The 19635-nt window shown below is 68.6% G+C and carries 20 protein-coding genes and 1 tRNA gene; 12 read left to right on the forward strand and 9 right to left on the reverse strand.

What is annotated here, in order from left to right; genetic code table 11:
- Positions 1–16 precede the first annotated feature (16 nt).
- Positions 17–1969 (reverse strand): non-homologous end-joining DNA ligase, encoded by a 1953-nt coding sequence (ligD, locus tag ASD13_RS15330; RefSeq protein ID WP_055870962.1) that lies wholly within the window; start codon positions 1967–1969, stop codon positions 17–19.
- Positions 1970–2059: 90 nt separating this feature from the next.
- Between ligD and ku the strand changes: the two genes are divergently transcribed.
- Positions 2060–2869 carry a non-homologous end joining protein Ku gene (gene ku, locus ASD13_RS15335; protein WP_055870975.1) on the forward strand — a complete coding sequence of 270 codons (810 nt, stop codon included), beginning with the start codon at positions 2060–2062 and terminating at the stop codon, positions 2867–2869.
- Between the two features lie 36 nt (positions 2870–2905).
- Here ku and ASD13_RS15340 read toward each other — a convergent pair whose 3' ends face one another.
- Together ASD13_RS15340 and ASD13_RS15345 are read right to left on the reverse strand one after the other, a co-directional pair.
- Positions 2906–3685: a DedA family protein gene (locus tag ASD13_RS15340; protein WP_055871254.1), complete on the reverse strand. Its 780-nt coding sequence runs from the start codon at positions 3683–3685 to the stop codon at positions 2906–2908.
- A 96-nt stretch (positions 3686–3781) separates the two neighbouring features.
- Positions 3782–3863: transfer RNA gene (locus tag ASD13_RS15345), tRNA-Leu, on the reverse strand.
- 142 nt (positions 3864–4005) lie between these two features.
- Here ASD13_RS15345 and ASD13_RS15350 point away from each other — a divergent pair.
- Genes ASD13_RS15350 through ASD13_RS15380 form a run of 7 tightly spaced genes read left to right on the forward strand, consistent with a single transcriptional unit; the run spans position 4006 to position 8490 of the window.
- Complete coding sequence (locus ASD13_RS15350) at positions 4006–5202, forward strand: CpaF family protein (RefSeq protein ID WP_200942489.1); 1197 nt, start codon at positions 4006–4008, stop codon at positions 5200–5202.
- Positions 5199–6056, forward strand: coding sequence for a type II secretion system F family protein (locus ASD13_RS15355; protein ID WP_055870978.1), 858 nt, complete (start codon positions 5199–5201; stop codon positions 6054–6056). The genes ASD13_RS15350 and ASD13_RS15355 overlap by 4 nt, the downstream gene beginning before the upstream one ends.
- 60 nt (positions 6057–6116) lie before the next feature.
- On the forward strand, positions 6117–6992 hold the full coding sequence (locus tag ASD13_RS15360; protein ID WP_235562616.1) for a type II secretion system F family protein: 876 nt from the start codon (positions 6117–6119) through the stop codon (positions 6990–6992).
- 21 nt (positions 6993–7013) lie between these two features.
- Entirely contained in the window at positions 7014–7226 is a 213-nt protein-coding gene (locus tag ASD13_RS15365; protein ID WP_055870983.1) for a hypothetical protein, read from the forward strand.
- 1 nt (position 7227) lies between these two features.
- Positions 7228–7629, forward strand: coding sequence for a TadE/TadG family type IV pilus assembly protein (locus ASD13_RS15370; protein WP_055870985.1), 402 nt, complete (start codon positions 7228–7230; stop codon positions 7627–7629).
- Positions 7598–8053 carry a hypothetical protein gene (locus ASD13_RS15375; protein WP_055870988.1) on the forward strand — a complete coding sequence of 152 codons (456 nt, stop codon included), beginning with the start codon at positions 7598–7600 and terminating at the stop codon, positions 8051–8053. Before ASD13_RS15370 ends, ASD13_RS15375 begins: the two co-directional genes overlap by 32 nt.
- Complete coding sequence (locus tag ASD13_RS15380) at positions 8050–8490, forward strand: pilus assembly protein TadG-related protein (protein WP_055870992.1); 441 nt, start codon at positions 8050–8052, stop codon at positions 8488–8490. The genes ASD13_RS15375 and ASD13_RS15380 overlap by 4 nt, the downstream gene beginning before the upstream one ends.
- A 13-nt stretch (positions 8491–8503) precedes the next feature.
- Here ASD13_RS15380 and ASD13_RS15385 read toward each other — a convergent pair whose 3' ends face one another.
- Positions 8504–9064 carry an NUDIX hydrolase gene (locus tag ASD13_RS15385; protein WP_055870995.1) on the reverse strand — a complete coding sequence of 187 codons (561 nt, stop codon included), beginning with the start codon at positions 9062–9064 and terminating at the stop codon, positions 8504–8506.
- Positions 9061–10320: an MFS transporter gene (locus ASD13_RS15390; protein WP_055870998.1), complete on the reverse strand. Its 1260-nt coding sequence runs from the start codon at positions 10318–10320 to the stop codon at positions 9061–9063. Before ASD13_RS15390 ends, ASD13_RS15385 begins: the two co-directional genes overlap by 4 nt.
- A 121-nt stretch (positions 10321–10441) precedes the next feature.
- Here ASD13_RS15390 and prfB point away from each other — a divergent pair, with 121 nt between their 5' ends.
- Positions 10442–11551 (forward strand): peptide chain release factor 2, encoded by a 1110-nt coding sequence (gene prfB / locus ASD13_RS15395; RefSeq protein ID WP_017828547.1) that lies wholly within the window; start codon positions 10442–10444, stop codon positions 11549–11551.
- Between the two features lie 54 nt (positions 11552–11605).
- Here prfB and ASD13_RS17435 read toward each other — a convergent pair whose 3' ends face one another.
- Together ASD13_RS17435 and ASD13_RS15405 are read right to left on the reverse strand one after the other, a co-directional pair.
- A complete protein-coding gene (locus ASD13_RS17435) occupies positions 11606–12676 on the reverse strand; it encodes a DUF2510 domain-containing protein (protein WP_162246301.1) in 1071 nt (356 codons plus the stop codon).
- 198 nt (positions 12677–12874) lie between these two features.
- Positions 12875–13936, reverse strand: a complete 1062-nt coding sequence (locus tag ASD13_RS15405; RefSeq protein WP_055871004.1) for a DUF2510 domain-containing protein — start codon at positions 13934–13936, stop codon at positions 12875–12877.
- 183 nt (positions 13937–14119) lie between these two features.
- On the opposite strand from ASD13_RS15405, the gene ftsE reads away from it, so the two are divergent.
- The 3 genes from ftsE (at position 14120) to smpB (ending at position 16671) form a co-directional block, all read left to right on the forward strand.
- A complete protein-coding gene (gene ftsE, locus ASD13_RS15410) occupies positions 14120–15220 on the forward strand; it encodes a cell division ATP-binding protein FtsE (protein WP_055871007.1) in 1101 nt (366 codons plus the stop codon).
- The gene (gene ftsX / locus ASD13_RS15415; protein ID WP_017828551.1) at positions 15217–16131 is read left to right on the forward strand and encodes a permease-like cell division protein FtsX; all 915 of its coding nucleotides are present in this window, start codon (positions 15217–15219) and stop codon (positions 16129–16131) included. The genes ftsE and ftsX overlap by 4 nt, the downstream gene beginning before the upstream one ends.
- Before the next feature lie 63 nt (positions 16132–16194).
- Positions 16195–16671, forward strand: a complete 477-nt coding sequence (gene smpB, locus ASD13_RS15420; protein ID WP_017828552.1) for an SsrA-binding protein SmpB — start codon at positions 16195–16197, stop codon at positions 16669–16671.
- Between the two features lie 10 nt (positions 16672–16681).
- On the opposite strand, the gene ASD13_RS15425 is transcribed toward smpB, so the two are convergent.
- Complete coding sequence (locus tag ASD13_RS15425; protein WP_055871010.1) at positions 16682–18562, reverse strand: S9 family peptidase; 1881 nt, start codon at positions 18560–18562, stop codon at positions 16682–16684.
- A 126-nt stretch (positions 18563–18688) separates the two neighbouring features.
- Positions 18689–19375 carry a transcriptional repressor LexA gene (gene lexA / locus ASD13_RS15430; RefSeq protein ID WP_017828554.1) on the reverse strand — a complete coding sequence of 229 codons (687 nt, stop codon included), beginning with the start codon at positions 19373–19375 and terminating at the stop codon, positions 18689–18691.
- Positions 19376–19635 lie beyond the last annotated feature (260 nt).

Below are 19635 nucleotides of genomic sequence, written 5' to 3' on the forward strand. Positions count from 1 at the left end.
TCTGCTCGATCGAGCCTCAGGCCTCGACGGAGATCTCGTCCGGGCTCTTGTCCGGGCGCAGACCTCGCCAGCGGGCATGACGGAGCACGCCGTCCGGAGTCCAGTTCGCGAACTCGACCTCGCCGACGACTTCCGCCCGCACCCAGAGGGCGTCGGAGGCATCCGGGGCGGGTACTCCGTCGAGCGGTGCGGCGTCCACCCGCAGCGGTTCGAGTCGCGTGAGCAGATCGCGCAGGATGCGGTCGGTGAATCCGGTCCCCACGCGTCCGACGTAGCGCAGGCCGCCCCCACTTCGGTTCGGGTCGGGCACGGCGAGCAGCAGTGACCCGAGCGTGCTCTCCCGGTCGCCCTTGCCGGGGCGGATCCCGACGATCACCGCCTCCTGCATCCTGGTGTGCTTGAGCTTCAGCCAGGAGGGGGAGCGCTGCCCCGGGCGGTACCGCGACACCGGATCCTTGACGACGACGCCCTCGAGCCCGAACTCCCGGCTTGCAGCGAGTGCCGCGTCGACGTCGTCGAACACGGGAGGGATCTGCACGGGGGCGTCGAGGTCGGCGATCACATCTTCGAGCAGTGTGCGACGCTCCCGCAGAGGCATGCCGGTGAGGTCGTGTCCGTCGAGACGCAGCAGGTCGAACAGCATGTAGACGATGGGCGTGCGCACCACCTCGCGCTCGATCTCTCGCGGGCGGGTGAGGTGCATCCGATTCTGGAGGAGGGAGAAGCTCGGGCGACCGTGGGAGTCGAAGGCGACGATCTCCCCGTCGACGATCGCGTCTGCGACCGGCAGGAAGGGCGCTCCGTCGGCTGTGAGCTCGGGGTAGCGGGCGGTGATGTCGATTCCGCTGCGTGCGTGCAGCAGCATCCGCCCGTTTGCCCAGGTGCCCATCGCGCGGATGCCGTCCCACTTGACCTCGACCCACGAGGGGTCGCTCAGAGCGCGGGCGACCCCGGGGGAGCCGTTCTCGGCGAGCATCGGCGCCACCGATGCCGGGATCGGAGGGGAGGCGGGCGCGGGAGAGCTCTGGGGATACCGGTGGGAGCGTCGGGCCTTCGCCGGTTGCGGGAGCGGAGCGGTCTCGGGCGGGCGGAGCGTCGCGAGGGGGTCGACGCCGGCGGCCGCGCGGGCGAGCACCTGATCGAGGTCGAGCTGGGCGAGGCCCGGGTCGTCGAGTTCGTCCCAGGTGCGAGGAGCAGCCACCCAGGGCTGCGCACGACCGCGGAGCGAGTAGGGCGAGATCGTGGTCTTCTTGCCGTTGTTCTGGCTCCAGTCGAGGAACACCTTGCCACCACGGACCGCCTTCGCCATGACGCTGGTGGCAAGGTCGGGGTGGTCGTTCTCGATCATTCGCGCGAGCTCTCTGACGACGGTCGAGACCTCGTCGCTCGTCTGCTCGCCGGGCAGTGATGCGTACAGGTGGATGCCCTTGCTGCCGCTGGTGACCGGCAGGGGGTCGAGCCCCATGTCGGACAGGATGACGCGGGCGATGCGGGCGACCTCGGCACACTGCTCCAGCCCCACCCCCTCCCCGGGGTCGAGGTCGAGCACGAGCCGATCGGGCTTGCCGGGAAGGCCCTCGGGGGAGAAGCGCCACTGCGGCACATGCAGTTCGATGGCGGCGACCTGCGCGAGCCAGACGAGGGTCGGGACGTCCTGGACGAGGGGGTACTCCTTGGGGCCGTCCGAGTGCTGGATCGCGTGACGGGGGATCCACGACGGCGCGCCCGGCTCGATCTGCTTCGTGAAGAACGAGTCAGCCGGGGCCTCCGCGCTCCCGACGCCCTCCACCCAGCGTTTGCGGGTGACGGGGCGGCCGTCGAGGAGGGGGAGCAGGAGTGGAGCGATGGCCGTGTAGTAGGCGATGATCTCGCCCTTGGTGGTGCCGGTCTCGGGGTACACGACCTTGTCGAGGTTGGTCACACGCAGGCGTCGGCCGTCGACCTGCACGATCTGCCCTTCTGTGACCATGGGGCCAGCGTAGTCAAGGGTCCGCGTGGTCGAGGGGTCGGGTGGTCAAGGGGCTGGTCGTGACGGCTGCGGCTGGTGTCTACTGGTGTGATGAGGACGATCTGGAAGGGCGCACTGACGTTCGGGCTCGTGAACGTCCCGGTCAAGGTGTACTCCGCGACCGAGGACCACGACGTGCCGCTGCATCAGGTGCACGAGAAGGACGGCGGACGCATCCGCTATCAGCGCACCTGCGAGGTGTGCGGCGAGACCGTGGCCTACGCGGACATCGATCGCGCCTACGTCGATGAGGGCCAGACCGTCGTGCTGACAAAAGACGACCTCGCGGCGCTTCCGGCGGAGAAGAGCCGGGAGATCGACGTGGTCGAGTTCGTGCCGTCCGACCAGGTCGATCTGCTCACACTCGACAAGCCGTACTACCTCGAACCCGATTCGAAGTCGCCGAAGGCCTACGTGCTGCTGAGGAAGACCCTCGAGCAGACCGACCGCACGGCGATCGTGCGCTTTACCCTGCGGCAGAAGACCCGCCTCGCCGCGCTCCGGGTGCGAGGGAAGGTGCTCGTGCTGCAGACGCTCCTGTGGGCAGACGAGGTGCGCGAAGCCGCGTTCCCGGCGCTGGAGGAGGACGTGCGGATCTCGAAGAAGGAGTTGGAGCTCTCGGCCTCCCTCGTCGACAGCTACTCGGCGGACTTCGACCCCGAGGCGTTCGTCGACGAGTACCAGAAGGAACTGCGCACCCTCATCGACGCGAAGATCGAGGCGGGCGACACGTTCGACGTGGCCGAGACCTTCGGTGAAACCGAGAAGGCGGCAGAGGGCGGCGAGGTCATCGACCTCATGGAAGCGCTGCGCGCGAGCGTGGCGCGGTCGAAGGAAGAGCGCGCCAAGAACGCGGGGTGATCATCGGGTGCCGAGGAGTCGGCCCCCGATGCGCGATCAGTGCTTGCCGTCGCCGTCCAGGTCGGGAGAACGGTCGAAGACGTCGGCGTCGAGCACGAGCTCCTGTGCCTCCTCGGCGTCGGTGACCACGTCTTCGCCTGCCGCAGCGGACTTCTTGGCCTTGTGACGCTCGGAGAGGTAGTGCCACAGGGTGACGAGCGCGGTGCCACCGACGGCCGCAAGCAGGATCAGGTCGATGTAGCTCTCCACGAACTCGGCGACCGGCGGGATGAAGCCGATGAGATAGCCGAACATGGTGAGCCCGAAGCCCCAGAGGACTGCCCCGATCAGGTTGTAGAGGGTGTACTTGCGCCATGGCATATGGCCCACACCAGCGGCGACCGGCGCGAAGGTGCGCACGATCGGCACGAAGCGCGCGAGGATCACGGTGATGCCGCCGAAGCGCTCGAAGAACGCGTTCGTGCGTTCGACGTTCTTCTTGCTGAACAGGCCCGATTCCTTGCGCTCGAAGACCGCCGGTCCACCCTTGTGCCCGATGACGTATCCGACTTCACCGCCGACGAACGCCGCGAGGCCGATCAGGAGTGCGACCCACCAGACGTTGATGCCGAAGACGCCGTGCTCGGAGCCCGCGATCGGGTGCGAGAGGAGGCCGGCGATCACCAGGAGGGTGTCACCGGGAAGCAGGAACCCGACGAGCAGACCGGTCTCGGCGAAGATGATGAAGCACACCACGAGCAGTGCCCACGGCCCGGCGGTCCCGATGATCGTCGCAGGGTCGAGCCAGGGGATGAGAGCGGTCGGCGCGTGCAGCATGGTTTCGAGCACAGGGGGAGTCCCGTCGGTCGTGAATGGTCGGCGGTAGAACAGAGCGATGTCGTGGCGACCCGAGAAGGATGCCGTCGTCTCTCGTGCGGAAGGTGGGACTTGAACCCACACGCCCTGGGGCACAGGAACCTAAATCCTGCGTGTCTGCCAATTCCACCACTCCCGCGCGGTGGAAACAGTCTACTGATCGTCGAAACCGCCTGTCTGGGGATCAGCCCGCAGTCCGTCTCCCCCTGAGCGCTCGGGCGCGCCAGGGCGGCTGTGGATAACTTCGGAGGGCGGAGGGCGATTGTTGCGAGGATGCCTGGGTGAGTCATCCGTCCGCCCTTGTCGCCGAGCGTGTGCGGTCGCGTCTGCGCGCTGAGGGTATCGACCCGTCGATCGATCCGCAGGCGGCCTGGCGCATCACCCACGCCGAGGTTCGCCGCCACGACGATCTCGCCCTCGCTCGCGGCGAGGCGCTGATCGACGATGAAGCGGCGTGCGTGAGAGAGGTCATGGCGTCGCTCAGCGGATTCGGTGCGCTGCAGCCGCTGCTCGACGATCCGGAGATCGAGGAGATCTGGCTGAACGGATCCGGCCATGTGCACATCGCCCGCGAGGGCGAGGCAGAGCGGACGGGCCTTCGTCTCGACGATGTCGCGGTGCGCGACATCGTCGAGCGCATGCTGCAGTCGACCGGCCGGCGGGTGGATATCAGCCAGCCGTTCGTGGATGCCTCGTTGCCGGACGGATCCCGTCTGCACGTGGCGATCGCCGATGTGGTGCGCGGCTCCTGGGCCGTCAACATCCGCAAGTTCCTGCCGAAGTATCGATCCCTCGACGCGCTCGCGGCGCAGGGGATGATGCCGACCGACGTCGCGGAGCTGCTGACGACCGCCATGAACGACGGCCGCAGCGTGATCGTCTCGGGTGCGACGCACGCGGGCAAGACCACCATGCTCGGCGCGCTGCTGGCCTCCTGCGCCGGTACGCAGCGCATCGTCACCGTGGAGGAGACGTTCGAACTGGCCGTGGAGGGGCCAGATCTCGTCTCGCTCCAGGGGCGCCAGGCGAGTCTCGAGGGGACCGGGGAGATCACCTTGCGTCGACTGGTGAAGGAGGCGCTGCGCATGCGCCCCGACCGTCTCGTCGTCGGCGAGGTCCGCGACGCCGAAGCCCTTGATCTCGTGCTCGCGCTCAACACCGGCGTACCCGGGGCGTGCACCGTGCACGCGAACTCGGCGACCGAAGCCATCGAGAAGCTCACGATCCTCCCGCTCTTGGCCGGACGGAACATCGATCGTGCATTCATCGCACCGGCGCTCGCCGCGTCGATCGATCTGGTCGTGCACTGCGTCCGAGATCGGGCAGGACGGCGACACGTGCAGGAGATCATCGCTCCGACAGGCGACATCGACGAGGGGAAGGTGCGCACGAGGTCGGTCTACCGGGCGCGAACCCGGCAGAGCGACGATTTCGGCAGGGAGCGCGGGGACCTGCGTCCGATCGAGGCCGCATCGTGACGGTGCTCGTGGGCGCTGTCCTCGCTGCGGGTGTGCTCCTGTGCCTCTCGCCATGGATGTGGCCCCTGTCGGACGAGGCCGAACCGCTCCCGCGACAGGGTCGGCTCGTCCGTCTGATCGAGGAGGCGGGGTTCGACGGGCTCTCGCGACGTGTCTTTCTCACCGTCATCATCGCGGCCGGGCTGGTCGCGGCGTCCGTGGTGTGGCTTCTGACCGGAATCGCGGTGCTCTCCGTACTGGCAGGCCTTGCGGGGGCGGCGGCGCCGATCATGCTCCTCCGAGGGCGCCGCACGCGACTGCGACGATTGCGGCGACAGCTCTGGCCGGACGTCTGCGATCTCCTGATCGCATCGATCCGCGTGGGCTTGTCGCTCCCCGACGCGGTGGCGAGTCTGGCGGAGTCCGCACCGAAGATGCTCAGGCCGGCGTTCATCGTCTTCGCGAGAGATCTGCGGGCGAGCGGAAGGTTCGAGTCGAGCCTCGATCGGCTCAAGTCCACGTTGGCCGACCCCATCGGCGATCGCATCGCCGAGACCTTGCGGATGGCGCGTCAGGTCGGCGGCACGGAACTGATCAGTGTGCTGCGCGCCCTGTCGAGCTCGGTGCGGGCGGATGCGGCGCTCCGGGGCGAGGTCGAGGCGCGACAGTCGTGGATCCGCGGTGCCGCGGTTCTCGGAGCCGTCGCGCCGTGGGTGATCCTCGGCCTGCTGGTGCTCCGACCTGAGGGCGCTGCGGCATACGGCACGCCCGAAGGCGTGATCGTGATCTGTCTGGGGGCGGCGGTGTCGGTCCTCGCCTTCCACGTCATGGTCCGCATCGGCCGGCTTCCCGAGCCTCGGCGGTGGTTCGGATGAGCGCGATCTCGGTCCTCGCGAGCGCCATCCTGATCGGGGGGTGGCTTCGCCGCGGGAGTGATGAGCATCCTCTCCGCCCTCCCGCGGTGGAGGGCGGCATCTCTGGCCGTGCGGATCGGGCCCTACGTGCGCGACGTCGTCGCCGATGATCAGCTGCCCAGCGGGGTTCTTCCCGCTGCGGGAGCACTGCCAGCGAGCGGGCGGACGCTGTGGGAGCGCGCGCGAAGCGGGTTCGAGAGGATGCTCGGCGGGGGAGAGGCTCTCCGGCAGCGGCTGGCGCAGGCGGGTCTGCGCACGGACCCGGCTGCGTTCCGCGGGCGGCAGCTGGGGTGGGGTCTCGCCGGGATCGGTGTGGGCGCGGTTGTGCTGACCGTGCTGGCGGTGACTGGCCGGTTGTCAGTGCCGACGGGCGCGATGCCGCTGCTCTGCGGCGCGGCGGCCGCCGCCGCATACGACGTGCAGCTCTCCGCGCGCGCCAGGTCCCGCCGGGCGCGGCTCACCGATGAGCTTCCGACGACGCTAGAATTCCTGGCTCTGTGTCTCTCCGCGGGTGAGGGGTTCCTCGATTCGCTGCGCCGGGTCGCCGATGTGGGGTCGGGTGAGCTCACCGCCGAGCTGCGCCAGGTGGTGCTCGCGGTCGGCACCGGGTCGCCCTTGGCCGATGCGCTGAACGAGATGGCGCGACGGCTGCAGCTTCCCGGACTGTCTCGCGTCGTCGACCAGGTGATCGCTGCGCTCGAGCACGGTGCCCCGCTCGCCGCCGTCCTGCATGCGCAGGCGGGCGATGCACGCGAAGACGCGAAGCGCGTACTGATCGAGCAGGCGGGGCGCAAAGAGATCCTGATGCTCCTCCCGCTCGTCTTCCTGATCCTTCCGCTCTCGGTGCTCTTCGCCGTGTATCCGGGACTCTTCATCCTCCGGCTCGGCATCGGCTGACCGCCCGACGAAAGGACCACCATGACCGCACGAACACAGGAGCACCGGCGACGCCGGTGGCATGACGTCAAGACCCGGTTCCGCGCCTTCATCGACGACGAAGCGGGTGACGTTCCCGGATGGGTGCTCGTCACGTTGATGACTGCGGGATTGGTGGTGCTCATCTGGGCCGTCGCCGGTCCCGCTCTGACCTCACTGTTCGAGCAGGCGATCCAGAGGGTCTCGGGGCTCTGACGTGGACGACCGGAGTGGTTGCGCGGATGATCGCGGCTCCAGCCCGGTGGAGTTCGTGCTCGTCGGAACGCTCCTCACCGCCCTCACGCTCGCTGTGCTGCAGCTCGCGTTCGCGGTGTACGTGCGCAACGTGGTGCACGACGCCGCCGTCGAAGGCGCCTACCACGCGGCTCTCGCCGATACGACCCCGGAGGAGGGCATCGAACGCACCAGAGACGTCATCTCCCGCGCGGTCGGCGCGGACTACGCCGAGGACATCCAAATCGGCGTCTCCGGCGCCCCGCCCTACGAGACGGTCGACGTCCGGGTCCGCACGACGTTTCCGCTGCTCGGACTGATCGGCCTTCCCCTCGCGATGGAGGTGGAGGCTCATGCACCTGCCGAGACTTTCGGGGAAGAATGACGAGGGATCGGCCGCCCTGGAGTTCATCGCGGTGGGGGTGATCCTCCTGGTGCCGCTGATCTATCTCGTCATCGCGCTCGGAGCGATCCAGGAGCAGACCTTCGGGGCGGAAGCGGCAGCACGGCACATCGCCCGCGTGATCGCGCGAGCGCCAGACGCTGCGACCGCGGCGGACCGCAGCGACGCGGTTCTCGCAGGGATCGTGGACGAGTACGGCCTCGATGAGGACGCGGTCGATGTGATGCTCTCCTGCGCACCGCCCGCAGCGGAGTGTCCGTCGGCCGGCACGACGATCGTCGTCACCGTCACCACGCGGGTGCGGCTGCCGCTGGTGCCGGAGGTGCTCGGACTCGATCGTTCGACGGCCGTCCCTGTGCAGGCCGAAGCGGTGCAGAAGGTGTCGCGGCTGTGGGGAACGGGATGAGGGAGCAGACCCGAACAGCTCACGGCGCGGTCGGCGACCAGGAGGAGGGGAGCGTGCTGCTGCTCACTCTCGGCTACGTACTGCTCGCTCTGGCCGTGATCTTCGTGTGCGTCTGCGCCACCGATCTCTACATCGCCCAGAAGCGGTTGGACGCACTCGCCGATTCCGCGGCGCTCGCCGGAGCGGACGGTTTCACCCTGGCGGTGTACGACGACAGCGTGCGGGCCGAGCTGACCGATGCCGGCGTCGAGGAACAGGCCGACGCTCTCATGAGCGCGCTGCCGGGCGAGGCGTCGCTCACCGCCGCGGGCACGCCCGACGGCGTCACCGCCCGGGTGACCGTCGCCGCGGAATGGCATCCTCCGCTGGTGTCCGTGTTCGTGCCCGACGGCGTCCCGCTGGAATCGACCGCCACCAGCCGCACGGCCCTGCGATGACAGTTGCCTCGGCTCAGCGAGGGTCGCGCAGCTGCGTGAGCAGTCCGTCGAGCCGGGGAACGAGTTGCGGCGGCACCTCGGCGGGCAGGGCGTCGACCGGCCACCAGCGCACGTCCTCCGACTCCTCGCTCACGGTCAGCGCGGACTCACGGTCGACGACGACCGCGATGCCGATGTCGAGGTGCGAGGCGCAGGCGCCGAAGCGCGAGGAAAGCCCATGGTGGTCGAGGTCGTAGGCGAGAGGGGCGGGCGTCGGCTCCACCACGATGCCCGTCTCCTCGCGCAGTTCACGTAGAGCTCCCGCCACGACCGAATCATCGCTGTGCTCGACGTGGCCTCCCGGCTGCACCCAGAACTGCCCCTTGCGATGGAAGACGAGCAGCGTGTGCTGCAGTGATGCGTCGAACACCACGCACGACGCGGTGAGGTGGTCGGGTCCTGCCTCCCGATGCACCGGGCCACCCTCTGCCGCGAAGAACGACCTGAAGTCGGCCCGCGCTGCACGGTCTCGTTCCGATCGGGGCACGAAGGTCGAGACCAGTCGGTGGGCATCCGCCTCCAGAGCCTGGGTCATTCCTGTTCCCCCTCGGAGGAGTCGTCGCCGGATTCCGGTCGCTCCCGCGGCACGAACTGCGGGATCCACCGCAGGAACCCCAGAGCGCCGACGAGGCCGACCACGCCCATCGCGGCCGCCGCGAACGGCAGGGCGGCGACAGCCGTGATGGCCGAGACGAGCAGCGGGGCGATCGCCCCGCCCGCATCGGTGAGCGTGCGCCAGGATCCGAGGAACGCCGCGGGTTCCCGCTTCGGGGCGACGTCGGCGCCCAGGGTCAGCAGGATGCCGCTCGAGAGGCCGTTGCCGACACCGAGGACGGCGGCGAACATGCCGAACCACAGAACCGCCGCATCCACGTCGTGCGTGAACGACAGGGCGAGGAACCCTGCGCCCATGAGAACCATCGCCGGCATCGCCGCCCACAGTCTGCCGAAGCGGTCCATCACCTGGCCGCTCGCATAGAAGAGCGCGAAGTCGATGGCGCCCGAGACGCCGACCACGAGGGCGATGGTCGAGGCATCCAATCCCAGCGACAGTCCCCACAGCGGCAGCACCACCTGTCGCGCCGAGCGGACCGCGGAGAGCGACGCGGCGGCGAGCCCGAGCCGGCCGAGCACCGCGCGCTGACGCCACATGGTCTGGAAGATGCCCAGGCGCTCGATCGTCGGGATCGACCCGCTCACCGCCTCGCCGGAGTCCTCCAGATAGCGCTCGTGAGTGGTCGACGGTACCGGCGGGATCATCTTCTCGGGGTCGGGCCCGAAGAGCACCAGCACGACCATGACCATCAGGCAGCCCAGGAAGAACCAGATCGCCGCACTCTCGCTCCCGAACAGCTGCAGGAGCCCCGCAGCCACGAAGGGGCCGATGAAGATGCCGAGGCGGAAGCTGCCGCCCAGCAGCGAAAGCGAACGCGCACGGAAGGCGACCGGCACGCGAGTGGTCATGAACGCGTGCCGGGCGAGACCGAAGGCCGCCGCGCAGATCCCGAGGAGGAAGACCGAGGCCGCCAGCACGCCGAGCGAGGGCGCGAACACCATTCCGAGTCCGGCCACGATGGCGATCACGCCGGCGATGACCATCGTGTACCTCTCGCCGACCTTGCCCACGGCCCAGCCGGCAGGAAGATTGCCGCACAACTGACCGATGACGAGGGCGGAGGCCACGAGGGCGGCGAACGCCACGTCGGCGCCCATGGATGCGGCGAGCACCGGGATGAGCGGAATCACGGCGCCTTCGCCGAGGGCGAAGAGGATCGTCGGCAGATACACCATGGGCCCGAACTGTCGAAGGACCGTCGAAGCACTGCTCACAGCTTCACGCTACTCCCGTTGCGGAAAGGTCTCCGACGACGGGGTCCCCGCGCGGGCAGGCGGCACGTTAGGCTGAGGTGTCATGCTCGAACTAGATCTCTCCGCCGAAATCCAGGCGCTCAGGCACACCTTCGGCGACATCAGCGAGGTCGTCGATGTCTCCCGTCTCCGCGACGACATCGCGCGTCTCAGCGAGGAGGCCGGTGCCCCCGACCTCTGGGACGACACCGAGAACGCGCAGAAGGTGACCAGCGCACTCAGCCACCGCCAGTCCGAGCTCGCCCGCATCACCGGCATCGCTCAGCGTCTCGATGACCTCGAGGTGCTGATCGGGCTCGCCAACGAGATGGGCGATGAGGACTCCGCGCAGGAAGCCCGCGCCGAGCTCGCCGCTCTCACCGACCTCATCAACCAGCTCGAGGTGCAGACGCTCCTCGATGGCGAGTACGACGAGCGCGCCGCGATCATCACGATCCGCTCCGGCGCCGGCGGCGACGACGCCACCGACTTCGCCGAGATGCTGATGCGCATGTACCTGCGCTGGGCCGAGCGTCACAAGTACCCCGTCAAGGTCATGGACACGTCCTACGCGGAGGGCGCGGGCATCAAGTCGGCCACTTTCGAGATCGATGCGCCCTACGCCTTCGGAACCATCTCGGTCGAGGCCGGAACCCACCGCCTCGCCCGCATCAGCCCGTTCGGCTCCGCCGACAAGCGCCAGACGTCGTTCGCCGCCGTCGAGGTCATCCCGCTGATGGAAGAGGCCACCGAGGTCGACATCCCGGAGAACGACATCCGCGTCGACGTCTTCCGCTCCTCCGGCCCCGGTGGGCAGTCGGTCAACACGACCGACTCGGCCGTGCGCCTCACCCACCTCCCGACCGGCATCGTCGTGTCGATGCAGAACGAGAAGTCGCAGATCCAGAACCGCGCCGCCGCGATGCGCGTGCTGCAGACGCGACTCCTGCTCCTGCAGAAGGAGCAGGAAGCGGCGAAGAAGAAGGAGCTCGCGGGCAACATCACCGCGAGCTGGGGCGACCAGATGCGCTCGTACTTCCTCTACGGCCAGCAGCTGGTCAAAGACCTCCGCACCGGACAGGAGTCCGGCAACCCGGCGGCGGTGTTCGACGGCGACCTCGACGACTTCATCTCGGCGGGCATCCGCTGGCGTAAGCGCAAGATCGAGGACTGAGCACACGAAGAAGGCCCCGGAGAGATCCGGGGCCTTCTTCGTGTGCGTCGTCGGTCAGTAGTTCGCGCCCTTGAGGGTTCCGGTCACTTCCTCGTAGCTGAAGAGGATGCACTGCACGGTGCGATCCGACGCGTGGTTCCAGGATGACTTCGTCGGCTGGTAGTAGTAGTAATCGAGCTCGGAGACGTCGTAGGAGACGCCGACGTACGACTCGAACGCCGCGAGGCAGCCGTCCGACGCCGTGACGCCCAGGGCGTCGTCGCCGGGGAACTCGCCGTCTTCGACGTCGAAGATGAGGTAGATCTCGTCGGTGTGGGGCTGCTCGCACGGCACGACGGGTAGATCGAAGATCACGTCGTCGTCGGTGTATTCGACCAGGGGGAGGCAGTCGCCGACCTCGAGCTCCTCGAAGGGGACCATCTCCGCACCCTCGATGGTGGAGGGATCCTCGCGTCCGGTGGAGGAATCGCCCTCGGACGACGGGCGATCGCCGGGAGCGGCGAACGGACTGTCGCCGTTCTCCGCGATCGACGACGTCGCCAGCACGAGGAAAGAGACCGCGGCGGCGAGGACCGCGCCGATGACGGCTACGACCAGTCCGGTGATGCCGGGCCACTTCCGTCCGCGCAGGAAGAGCGAGATCAGCGACATCACGAAGCCCACGGCGAGCAGCGCCCAACCGGCGATCGCGATCACCGGGAAGCAGGCGCAGACGACGCCGATGACCACGGCGACAAGTCCGATGATCCCCACCACCGGCACTCCGGTCGCGGGCTGCGGAGACGGTGCGACCGGCCACGACGCCGCCGGGTATCCGCCGTATGCCGGATACGTCATACCGGCAGGGGACGTGGTCGCAGCGGGCGCGGGCATCTGGCCCGCGAGCGTGTACGGCGGGACGAAGGGTGCCGGTTCGGCGGCGTCTGGCGGGGTGATGGGTGCGGCCGGCACAGGAGCCTCCGGCGCCCGTTCGGAAGCCGTCGGCTCCTGCACTGTCGGTTCAGACGCTGTCGACTCGTCGCTAGGCGCCGGCCTCCCCGTGACGACATGCTCGGTCCACTGCTGACCGTCCCACCACCGTCGGTTCCCGGAGCCGTCGTCGTACCAGCCGGCAGGTGTTGTCATCAGGCTTCCCCGTGTGTCTTTCTCGGTCGGCGAATGCGTGGTGAGGTCATTCTCGCTACGCCGGCCGATCCTCAGCGGTGTGGCCGTCATGACGACGGTAGCGGCGCTGGGCGCCCTGTGTCGAATGCCAGGACGACCGCGCGAAGAAGGCCTCAGGAGCGCGATGCTCCTGAGGCCTTCGACGTCACTCTGCGGTGGTCAGGGCGTGAAGCACGCGGCGACCGCGTCCGTGTCCCCGAGCACCTCGGCGAAGCCGTACAGGGCATCGGTGTCGGTCAGCGCGCCATCGCTCTCGGCGATCGTGCGCAGCGTCGCGTTGTCGAGGTCGGAGGCGACGAACAGGTCCGCGAGGCAGGAGATCTGAGGCTCGGTGTATCCCTCGGCTCCGGTGGAAGCGAGGATCGCCGTGAGTCCCTGAGCCACTTCGGGAGCGGTCGGGCGAACGCCGGCATCGGTTCCCTCGGTGCCGTCGGTTCCTTCGGTCTCGCTCGGCGCGGTCGCCTCGATCGACGGAGAAGAGGTGGGCATCCTGTCGATCTCTTCGCTCACTCCCTGGGCGAAGGCGAAGAGGTAGACGAACGACATCACGATGCCGATGATCGTCCCGACGACCGCGAGGATGAGCCCCGTGATGCCCGGCCACTTCTTGCCCTTGAGGAAGACCGAGACGAGGGAGACGATGAACCCGGCGGCGAGCAGGAAGAAGCCGATGAAGCCGATCACCGGGATGAAGACCAGGATCGTGCCGAGCGCCGCGAGCCCGAGTCCGACGAGTCCGAGGACCGACACCTTCTTCGGCTCCTCGGGACCGGGCTGCCCATACCCGGCGGCGGCGGGGTAGCCCGTCGTGCTGCCGGGGTAGGCCGGCGCGGCGCCCGGGTAGGAATCCGACGACGGCGCGGCTGCGCCGACCGGGTAGGCGGGAGCCGCCGGGGCGGAGTATGCGCCGAGGTCGTCGCTGAGCGGGGTCGTCGCCGCCGTCGCCCCGGGAGCATCATTCACATCCTGAGCGGTGAGACCTGCGGAAGCCGTCTGCGACGGATCCGACGACTCGGGGGAGATCGGCGTCTCGTCGGACGGACGGACGACGGTGTCATCGATCGATGGGGTCTCGGCGACCTGCTCCTCGACGACGAGCTGCTCCTCGGAGACGGCCGGGGCATCGGTGGTCTCCGGGGCGAAGTGCTCGGTCCACTGCTGGCCGTCCCACCAGCGCTGTCGACCGGATCCGTCGTCGTACCATCCTGCGGGCGTAGTCATGGGTCCCCCTTGAAAGAACTCGGCGGCCACTTCCTGCAGCCGACATCTTCATGTATAGCAGTGGCAGGCGACGTGGCAGTGGGTCGTGGATGGGGAGCAATCCCCATCCGGTCGGAGGACGGAAGCGTCGTGCGGGGTGTCGCTCGCGGCCAGGGGAGAGCCCGCGCTTAGGCTCGTAGCGCCATGATTCGGTTCGAGAACGTCACGAAACGCTACCGCGGGACGTCGAAGCCCGCCCTCTCCGGTGTCGACTTCGAGGTGCAGCGCGGGGAGTTCGTCTTCCTCGTCGGCGCCTCGGGCTCCGGCAAATCCTCCTGTCTGCGCCTGATCCTGCGCGAAGACGTCCCGACGACGGGGCGGGTCGCTGTGCTGGGCAGGGACCTGCGGGCGCTCGCCAACCGCAAGGTGCCGTATTTCCGCCGCCACATCGGGTCGGTCTTCCAGGACTTCCGACTTCTGCCGTCGAAGACCGTCTACCAGAACGTCGCCTTCACGCTTCAGGTGACGGGTTCGTCGCGCGGCTTCATCCAGCAGGCTGTTCCGGAGGCCTTGGCGCTCGTGGGTCTCGACGGCAAGCAGAAGCGGATGCCGCACGAGCTCTCCGGCGGCGAGCAGCAGCGCGTCGCGATCGCGCGCGCTCTGGTCAATCGTCCTCAGGTGCTGCTCGCCGACGAGCCGACCGGAAACCTCGACCCCGCCACCTCGGTCGACATCATGCAGCTGCTCGCCCGCATCAATGCCGGCGGCACCACCGTGCTGATGGCCACCCACGAAGCCGGATTCGTCGACCAGATGCAGCGCCGCGTGATCGAGCTGAGTGACGGCGAGATGGTTCGCGATGAGGTGCACGGCGGGTACGGCGACACCTCCAACATCCCGCGCCTCGTCCCGGAGGAGGTGCGTGGGGCCGCGGCAGCGGCCGCGCTCACCGCCGTGCAGGAAGTACAGCGTCAGACCGCAGACCTCTCCATGGTGCGTGCCGCCCTGGCGGAGGAGCTCAGCACGCAGCGCAAGGCCGCGGCCGCGGCCGCGGTCGACCGCGACGGGGAGACCGTGGTTCCCCCGGCCCCGCGCACGGTCGAGCCCCCAGAGCCCGCACGTTCGCAGGCCGCTGATTCTGGCGCGAACGTCGTGGAGCCTCCCGCCGCCGTCGAACCTCCGGCGGTCATCCGCCCGCGAACACACCCCATCACGCTGCCGACGGTCGACGTCGCCGAGCTCGGAGTCGCCGATCGCCTCGGCCTCTCCGATGAAGACGACGAGGAAGTGGGCCCGACCTCATGAGAATCGGACTCATCCTGACCGAAGCCCTGGGCGGGCTCCGGCGGAACATCTCGATGGTGATCTCCGTCGTGCTCGTCACCTTCGTCTCCCTGACGTTCGTGGGTGCGGCGATCCTGATGCAGGGACAGATCGGCGTCATGCGCGGCTACTGGGCCGAGCGCGCCCAGGTCGCGGTGTACATGTGCTCCGCGGTCTCGGAATCCGAGACCTGCCTCGACGGTGCCGCGAGCGAGGAGCAGGTCGCCGCCGTCCGTGCACAGCTCGAGGGCGATGCGCTCAAGCCGCTCATCAGCTCGATGACGTTCGACACCAAGGAAGAGACCTACGCCAAGCTCGTCGATCAGCTCGGTGCCGACCAGGCGAGCGTACTCACGCCCGACCAGGCCTTCGAGGTGTTCTTCGTCACCATGAAGGACCCGGGCCAGTCGCAGGTGCTCGCCGAGGCGTTCAGCGGACAGGCCGGTGTGGAGCAGGTCAAGGATCAGCTCCAATACCTCGAGCCGTTGTTCTCCGCGTTGACCGTCGCGACATACATCGCGGTGGGCATCGCGGTGCTCATGCTCATCGCCGCCACCCTGCTGATCGGAACCACCATCCGACTGTCGGCGTATGCCCGACGCAAGGAGATCGGCATCATGCGCCTGGTCGGAGCGTCCAACCGCTTCATCCAGACGCCGTTCGTCCTCGAGGGCGTGTTCGCCGCCTTCCTCGGCTCCGCCCTGGCCAGCGCCGCGGTCGTGGCCGGCGTGCACTTCGGAGTGAACGGCTATCTGCGGGGCCGGGTTCCGTTCATCACGACATGGGTGACGATGCAGGATGCCGCGCTCGTGGTTCCCGTGCTGATCGGCATCGGTGTCATCCTCGCCGCGCTCTCGGCCGGCTTCGCGATCCGACGCTGGCTGCGTACCTGATAGCCTGAAAGGCTGCTCGGTCGGATCGATCGATCGAGCTCATCACGGCAACAGGAGAGCATCATGCCCAGGGAACGCGGAGAGAAGGTCATCGCGACCAATCGTCGCGCACGTCACGACTACACGATCGAGAAGTCGTACGAAGCGGGGATGGTGCTCACCGGCACCGAGGTCAAGTCACTGCGTCAGGGGCGCGCCAACCTCAGCGACGGCTACGCGTTCGTCAAGGGGAACGAGGTCTTCCTCGACTCCGTGCACATCCCCGAGTACTCGCAGGGGCACTGGACGAACCACTCGGCCAAGCGCATCCGCAAGCTCCTGCTGCACCGCGAGGAGATCGCCAAGATCGCACACGCGGTGTCAGCAGGCGGATACACACTGATCCCGTTGAAGCTCTACTTCTCGGACGGTCGCGCCAAGGTCGAGATCGCTCTGGCGAAGGGCAAGCGCGAATACGACAAGCGCCAGACCCTGCGCGAGCGTCAGGACACCCGAGAGGCCGACCGCGCCATGCGGCTGCGCAACCGTGTAGGGGAGTAGTCCCCGGCCCTCACAGGCGCGGCTCGAACCCGAAGACGCGGCCGAGGAACCTCAGCTCCCGTTCGAGGGCGTCGACGATCGTCTCCGCGCTGCGGAAGCCGTGCCCCTCGGCGGGGTACAGGACGTACTCGTGGTCGATGCCGCGGGTCGCGAGCGCATCGCGGATCGCCTCGGACTGCGACGGCGGAACCACGCGGTCCTCCCCACCCTGCAGGAGCAGCACGGGCACATCGATGCGATCGGTGTGGGTGAGCGGCGAACGCTCGATGTACAGGTGCTTGTACTCGGGGAGCGGTCCGACCAGGCCGTCGATGTACGACGCCTCGAAGTCATGCGTCTCCGCCACCAGCATGCGCAGGTCGGCCACGCCGTAGCGGCTGATCCCGGCGGCGAAGGCACCACCGCGGACCAGCGCCGACAGCACTGTCCAACCACCTGCCGAACCGCCGCGGATCGCGATGCGGGCGGGGTCGGCGAGTCCGGCGTCGGCGAGTCCGCGGGCGGCCGCGATCACGTCGTCGACGTCGACCACGCCCCACTGGCCGTCGAGACGCTCGCGGTAGGCGCGTCCGTAGCCCGTGGATCCTCCGTAGTTCACGTCGAGCACGCCGATGCCCCGGCTCGTGTAGAAGGCGATCGCCGCGGACGCCGCGCCGGTGACGTGCGCCGTCGGTCCGCCGTGCACCAGCACGACGTAGGGTGCGCGCTCATCGTCGGGCGCCGACGCGTCGGGGTTGGCCGGAGGATAGGCGAATGCGTGCACCGCGCCGCGGGGACCCTCGATCTCGATCGGGATGGACGCGGGCATCCACTCCGGATCGACCGGCTCGCCACCGCGCACGGCGGTGAACTCGCCGGATTCGATGTCGACGCACCACAGGCCCGCCGTCGCCCGAGAGCCGTTGCCGGAGAGGAGCACCCTGGTGCCGTCGACGGCATCGATGCTCACGTGGCCGTCACCGGGGAAGTCGATCACGCTCACGCCGCCGTCGGCATCGATCACGACGACCTCGTCGCGGCCGTTCGTACGGACGGCGACGATGCGGCCGTCGTCGAGCGGCTGGTACCAGCGGTTGCCGAGCACCCACAGCCCGTAGCCGGTGTCCGCATCGACAGGAGCGCCGGCAGGGGCGAACGGTCGCGCCGGCCCGGTGGGAGTCACCCCATCGAGCGTGACACGCTGCAGAGCCCAGCGACCGTCGGGATCGTCGGCGAAGATCAGCTCCGCGTCGCTGAGCCACTCCGGCTGCAGCGCCGCCCGCGAGGGGATCGTGTGCGGCGCCCCGCCGGGGACCTCTGCGATCTGAACGTGCGCGTCCTCCCACGGCATCCGTCCTCGATCCCAGCCGACCCATGCCGCGCGGGTGCCGTCGGGAGAGAGGGCGGGGTGGGCGAAGAAGCCGTCTCCCTGCACGATTACCCTGATCGCGGACGGGTCTTCGGCGGCGGATCCATCGAGCGGGATCTCGACGACCGAGCGGAGGTGCGGCGTGGTCGAGAGGTCTTCGCGCACGGCCAGCAGGCGGCCGTTCTGCACGCGCAGACCGCCGTGTGAGGGGCCCGGGGCGGTAAGGGCGACCGGTTCGGCTCCGACGCTCAGGCGGCGCACCCGCTGGTCTCCTGCATCGACGAAGAACAGCGTGCCGTGCTCATCGACCGTCCAGGCGCCTCCGCCGTACTCGTGCACGCGAGAGCGCGCGCTCCAGGGGGCGGGGAGGATTTCGGAGCCGGAAGAACTCCGCACCGTCACGCGTCCCTTCTCGGCGGGTACCGACTCACCCCACCAGATCTCCGCACCGACGAAGCGGGCTCCGTCGATGCGCGGAGAGGAGGCCGCGACGGAGGCCGCGGAGAAGGGCGAGGGCCAGGAACCGTAGGGGGACGACGACATGCTTCGAGCCTAGGCGTCGAAGGTGGACGCCCGTGCGTCAGGACGGGAGCATCGCGGTCTTGATCCGTTGCCCGACGCCACGAAGCCCCTCCCGGTACCCGGGGGGCTTCGTCGTGCCGTCTTGTCTCAGACCGCGCGCAGTACCGCGACGATCTTGCCGAGGATCACGGACTCATCGCCGAGGATGGGCTCGAACGCGGAGTTGCGGGGGAGCAGCCAGGTGTGGCCGTCGCGGCGACGCAGCACCTTCACGGTGGCCTCGCCGTCGAGCATCGCCGCCACGATCTCGCCGTTCTCGGCGCTGTTCTGGGAGCGGACGACGACCCAGTCGCCGTCGCAGATGGCGGCATCGATCATCGACTCGCCGGAGACCTTGAGCATGAAGAGGTCGCCCTTGCCCACCAGCTGGCGGGGGAGGGGGAAGATCTCCTCGACCTGCTGGTCGGCGGTGATCGGCACGCCGGCTGCGATGCGCCCGACGAGGGGGACGAGCGCGGCGTCTCCGACCGGGGTCGCCACGTCGGCGGGGCTCTCGGTGCTGGTACCAGGCAGATCGATGAGCACTTCCATAGCTCTCGTCTTCCCGGGGTCGCGGCGCAGATAGCCGCTGAGCTCGAGCTGTCCGAGCTGGTGGGTGACGCTGGAGAGGGACTTGAGGCCGACGGCGTCGCCGATCTCGCGCATGCTCGGCGGGTAGCCGTGGTGCGCGATCGAGTTCTGGATGACCTCGAGGATCGCCATCTGCTTCGGGCTGAGGCTCTTCCGGCGGCGCGTGCGCGGTGCCTCCGACTCGGGGGCAGAGTTCTCGCTCATGGTGCTCCTTCAGTGCGTGATCCGACGTCCCTCTTCGAATGTCGGAGGCCCGTGGTGGGGTGTCCTTATCGAAACCGTATCCGAGAATCGGGCCGATCTGGAAGATCTGTTCGAGCGTGTCGGCCTTATCGTCGGCGGGGTTTCGAAGAATACTTGACAGATGTTCGAACTCGAAGATATCTTCGGTACGTAGCTTCGCATTCACGGCTCCCGGCCGAGGCGGGAATGCGAACGCTACGCCAACTTCCCCGGTCGCCTCA

It is taken from the genome of Microbacterium sp. Root1433D1, from assembly GCF_001426835.1.
In the GTDB taxonomy this organism is placed as follows: Bacteria; Actinomycetota; Actinomycetes; order Actinomycetales; family Microbacteriaceae; genus Microbacterium; species Microbacterium maritypicum.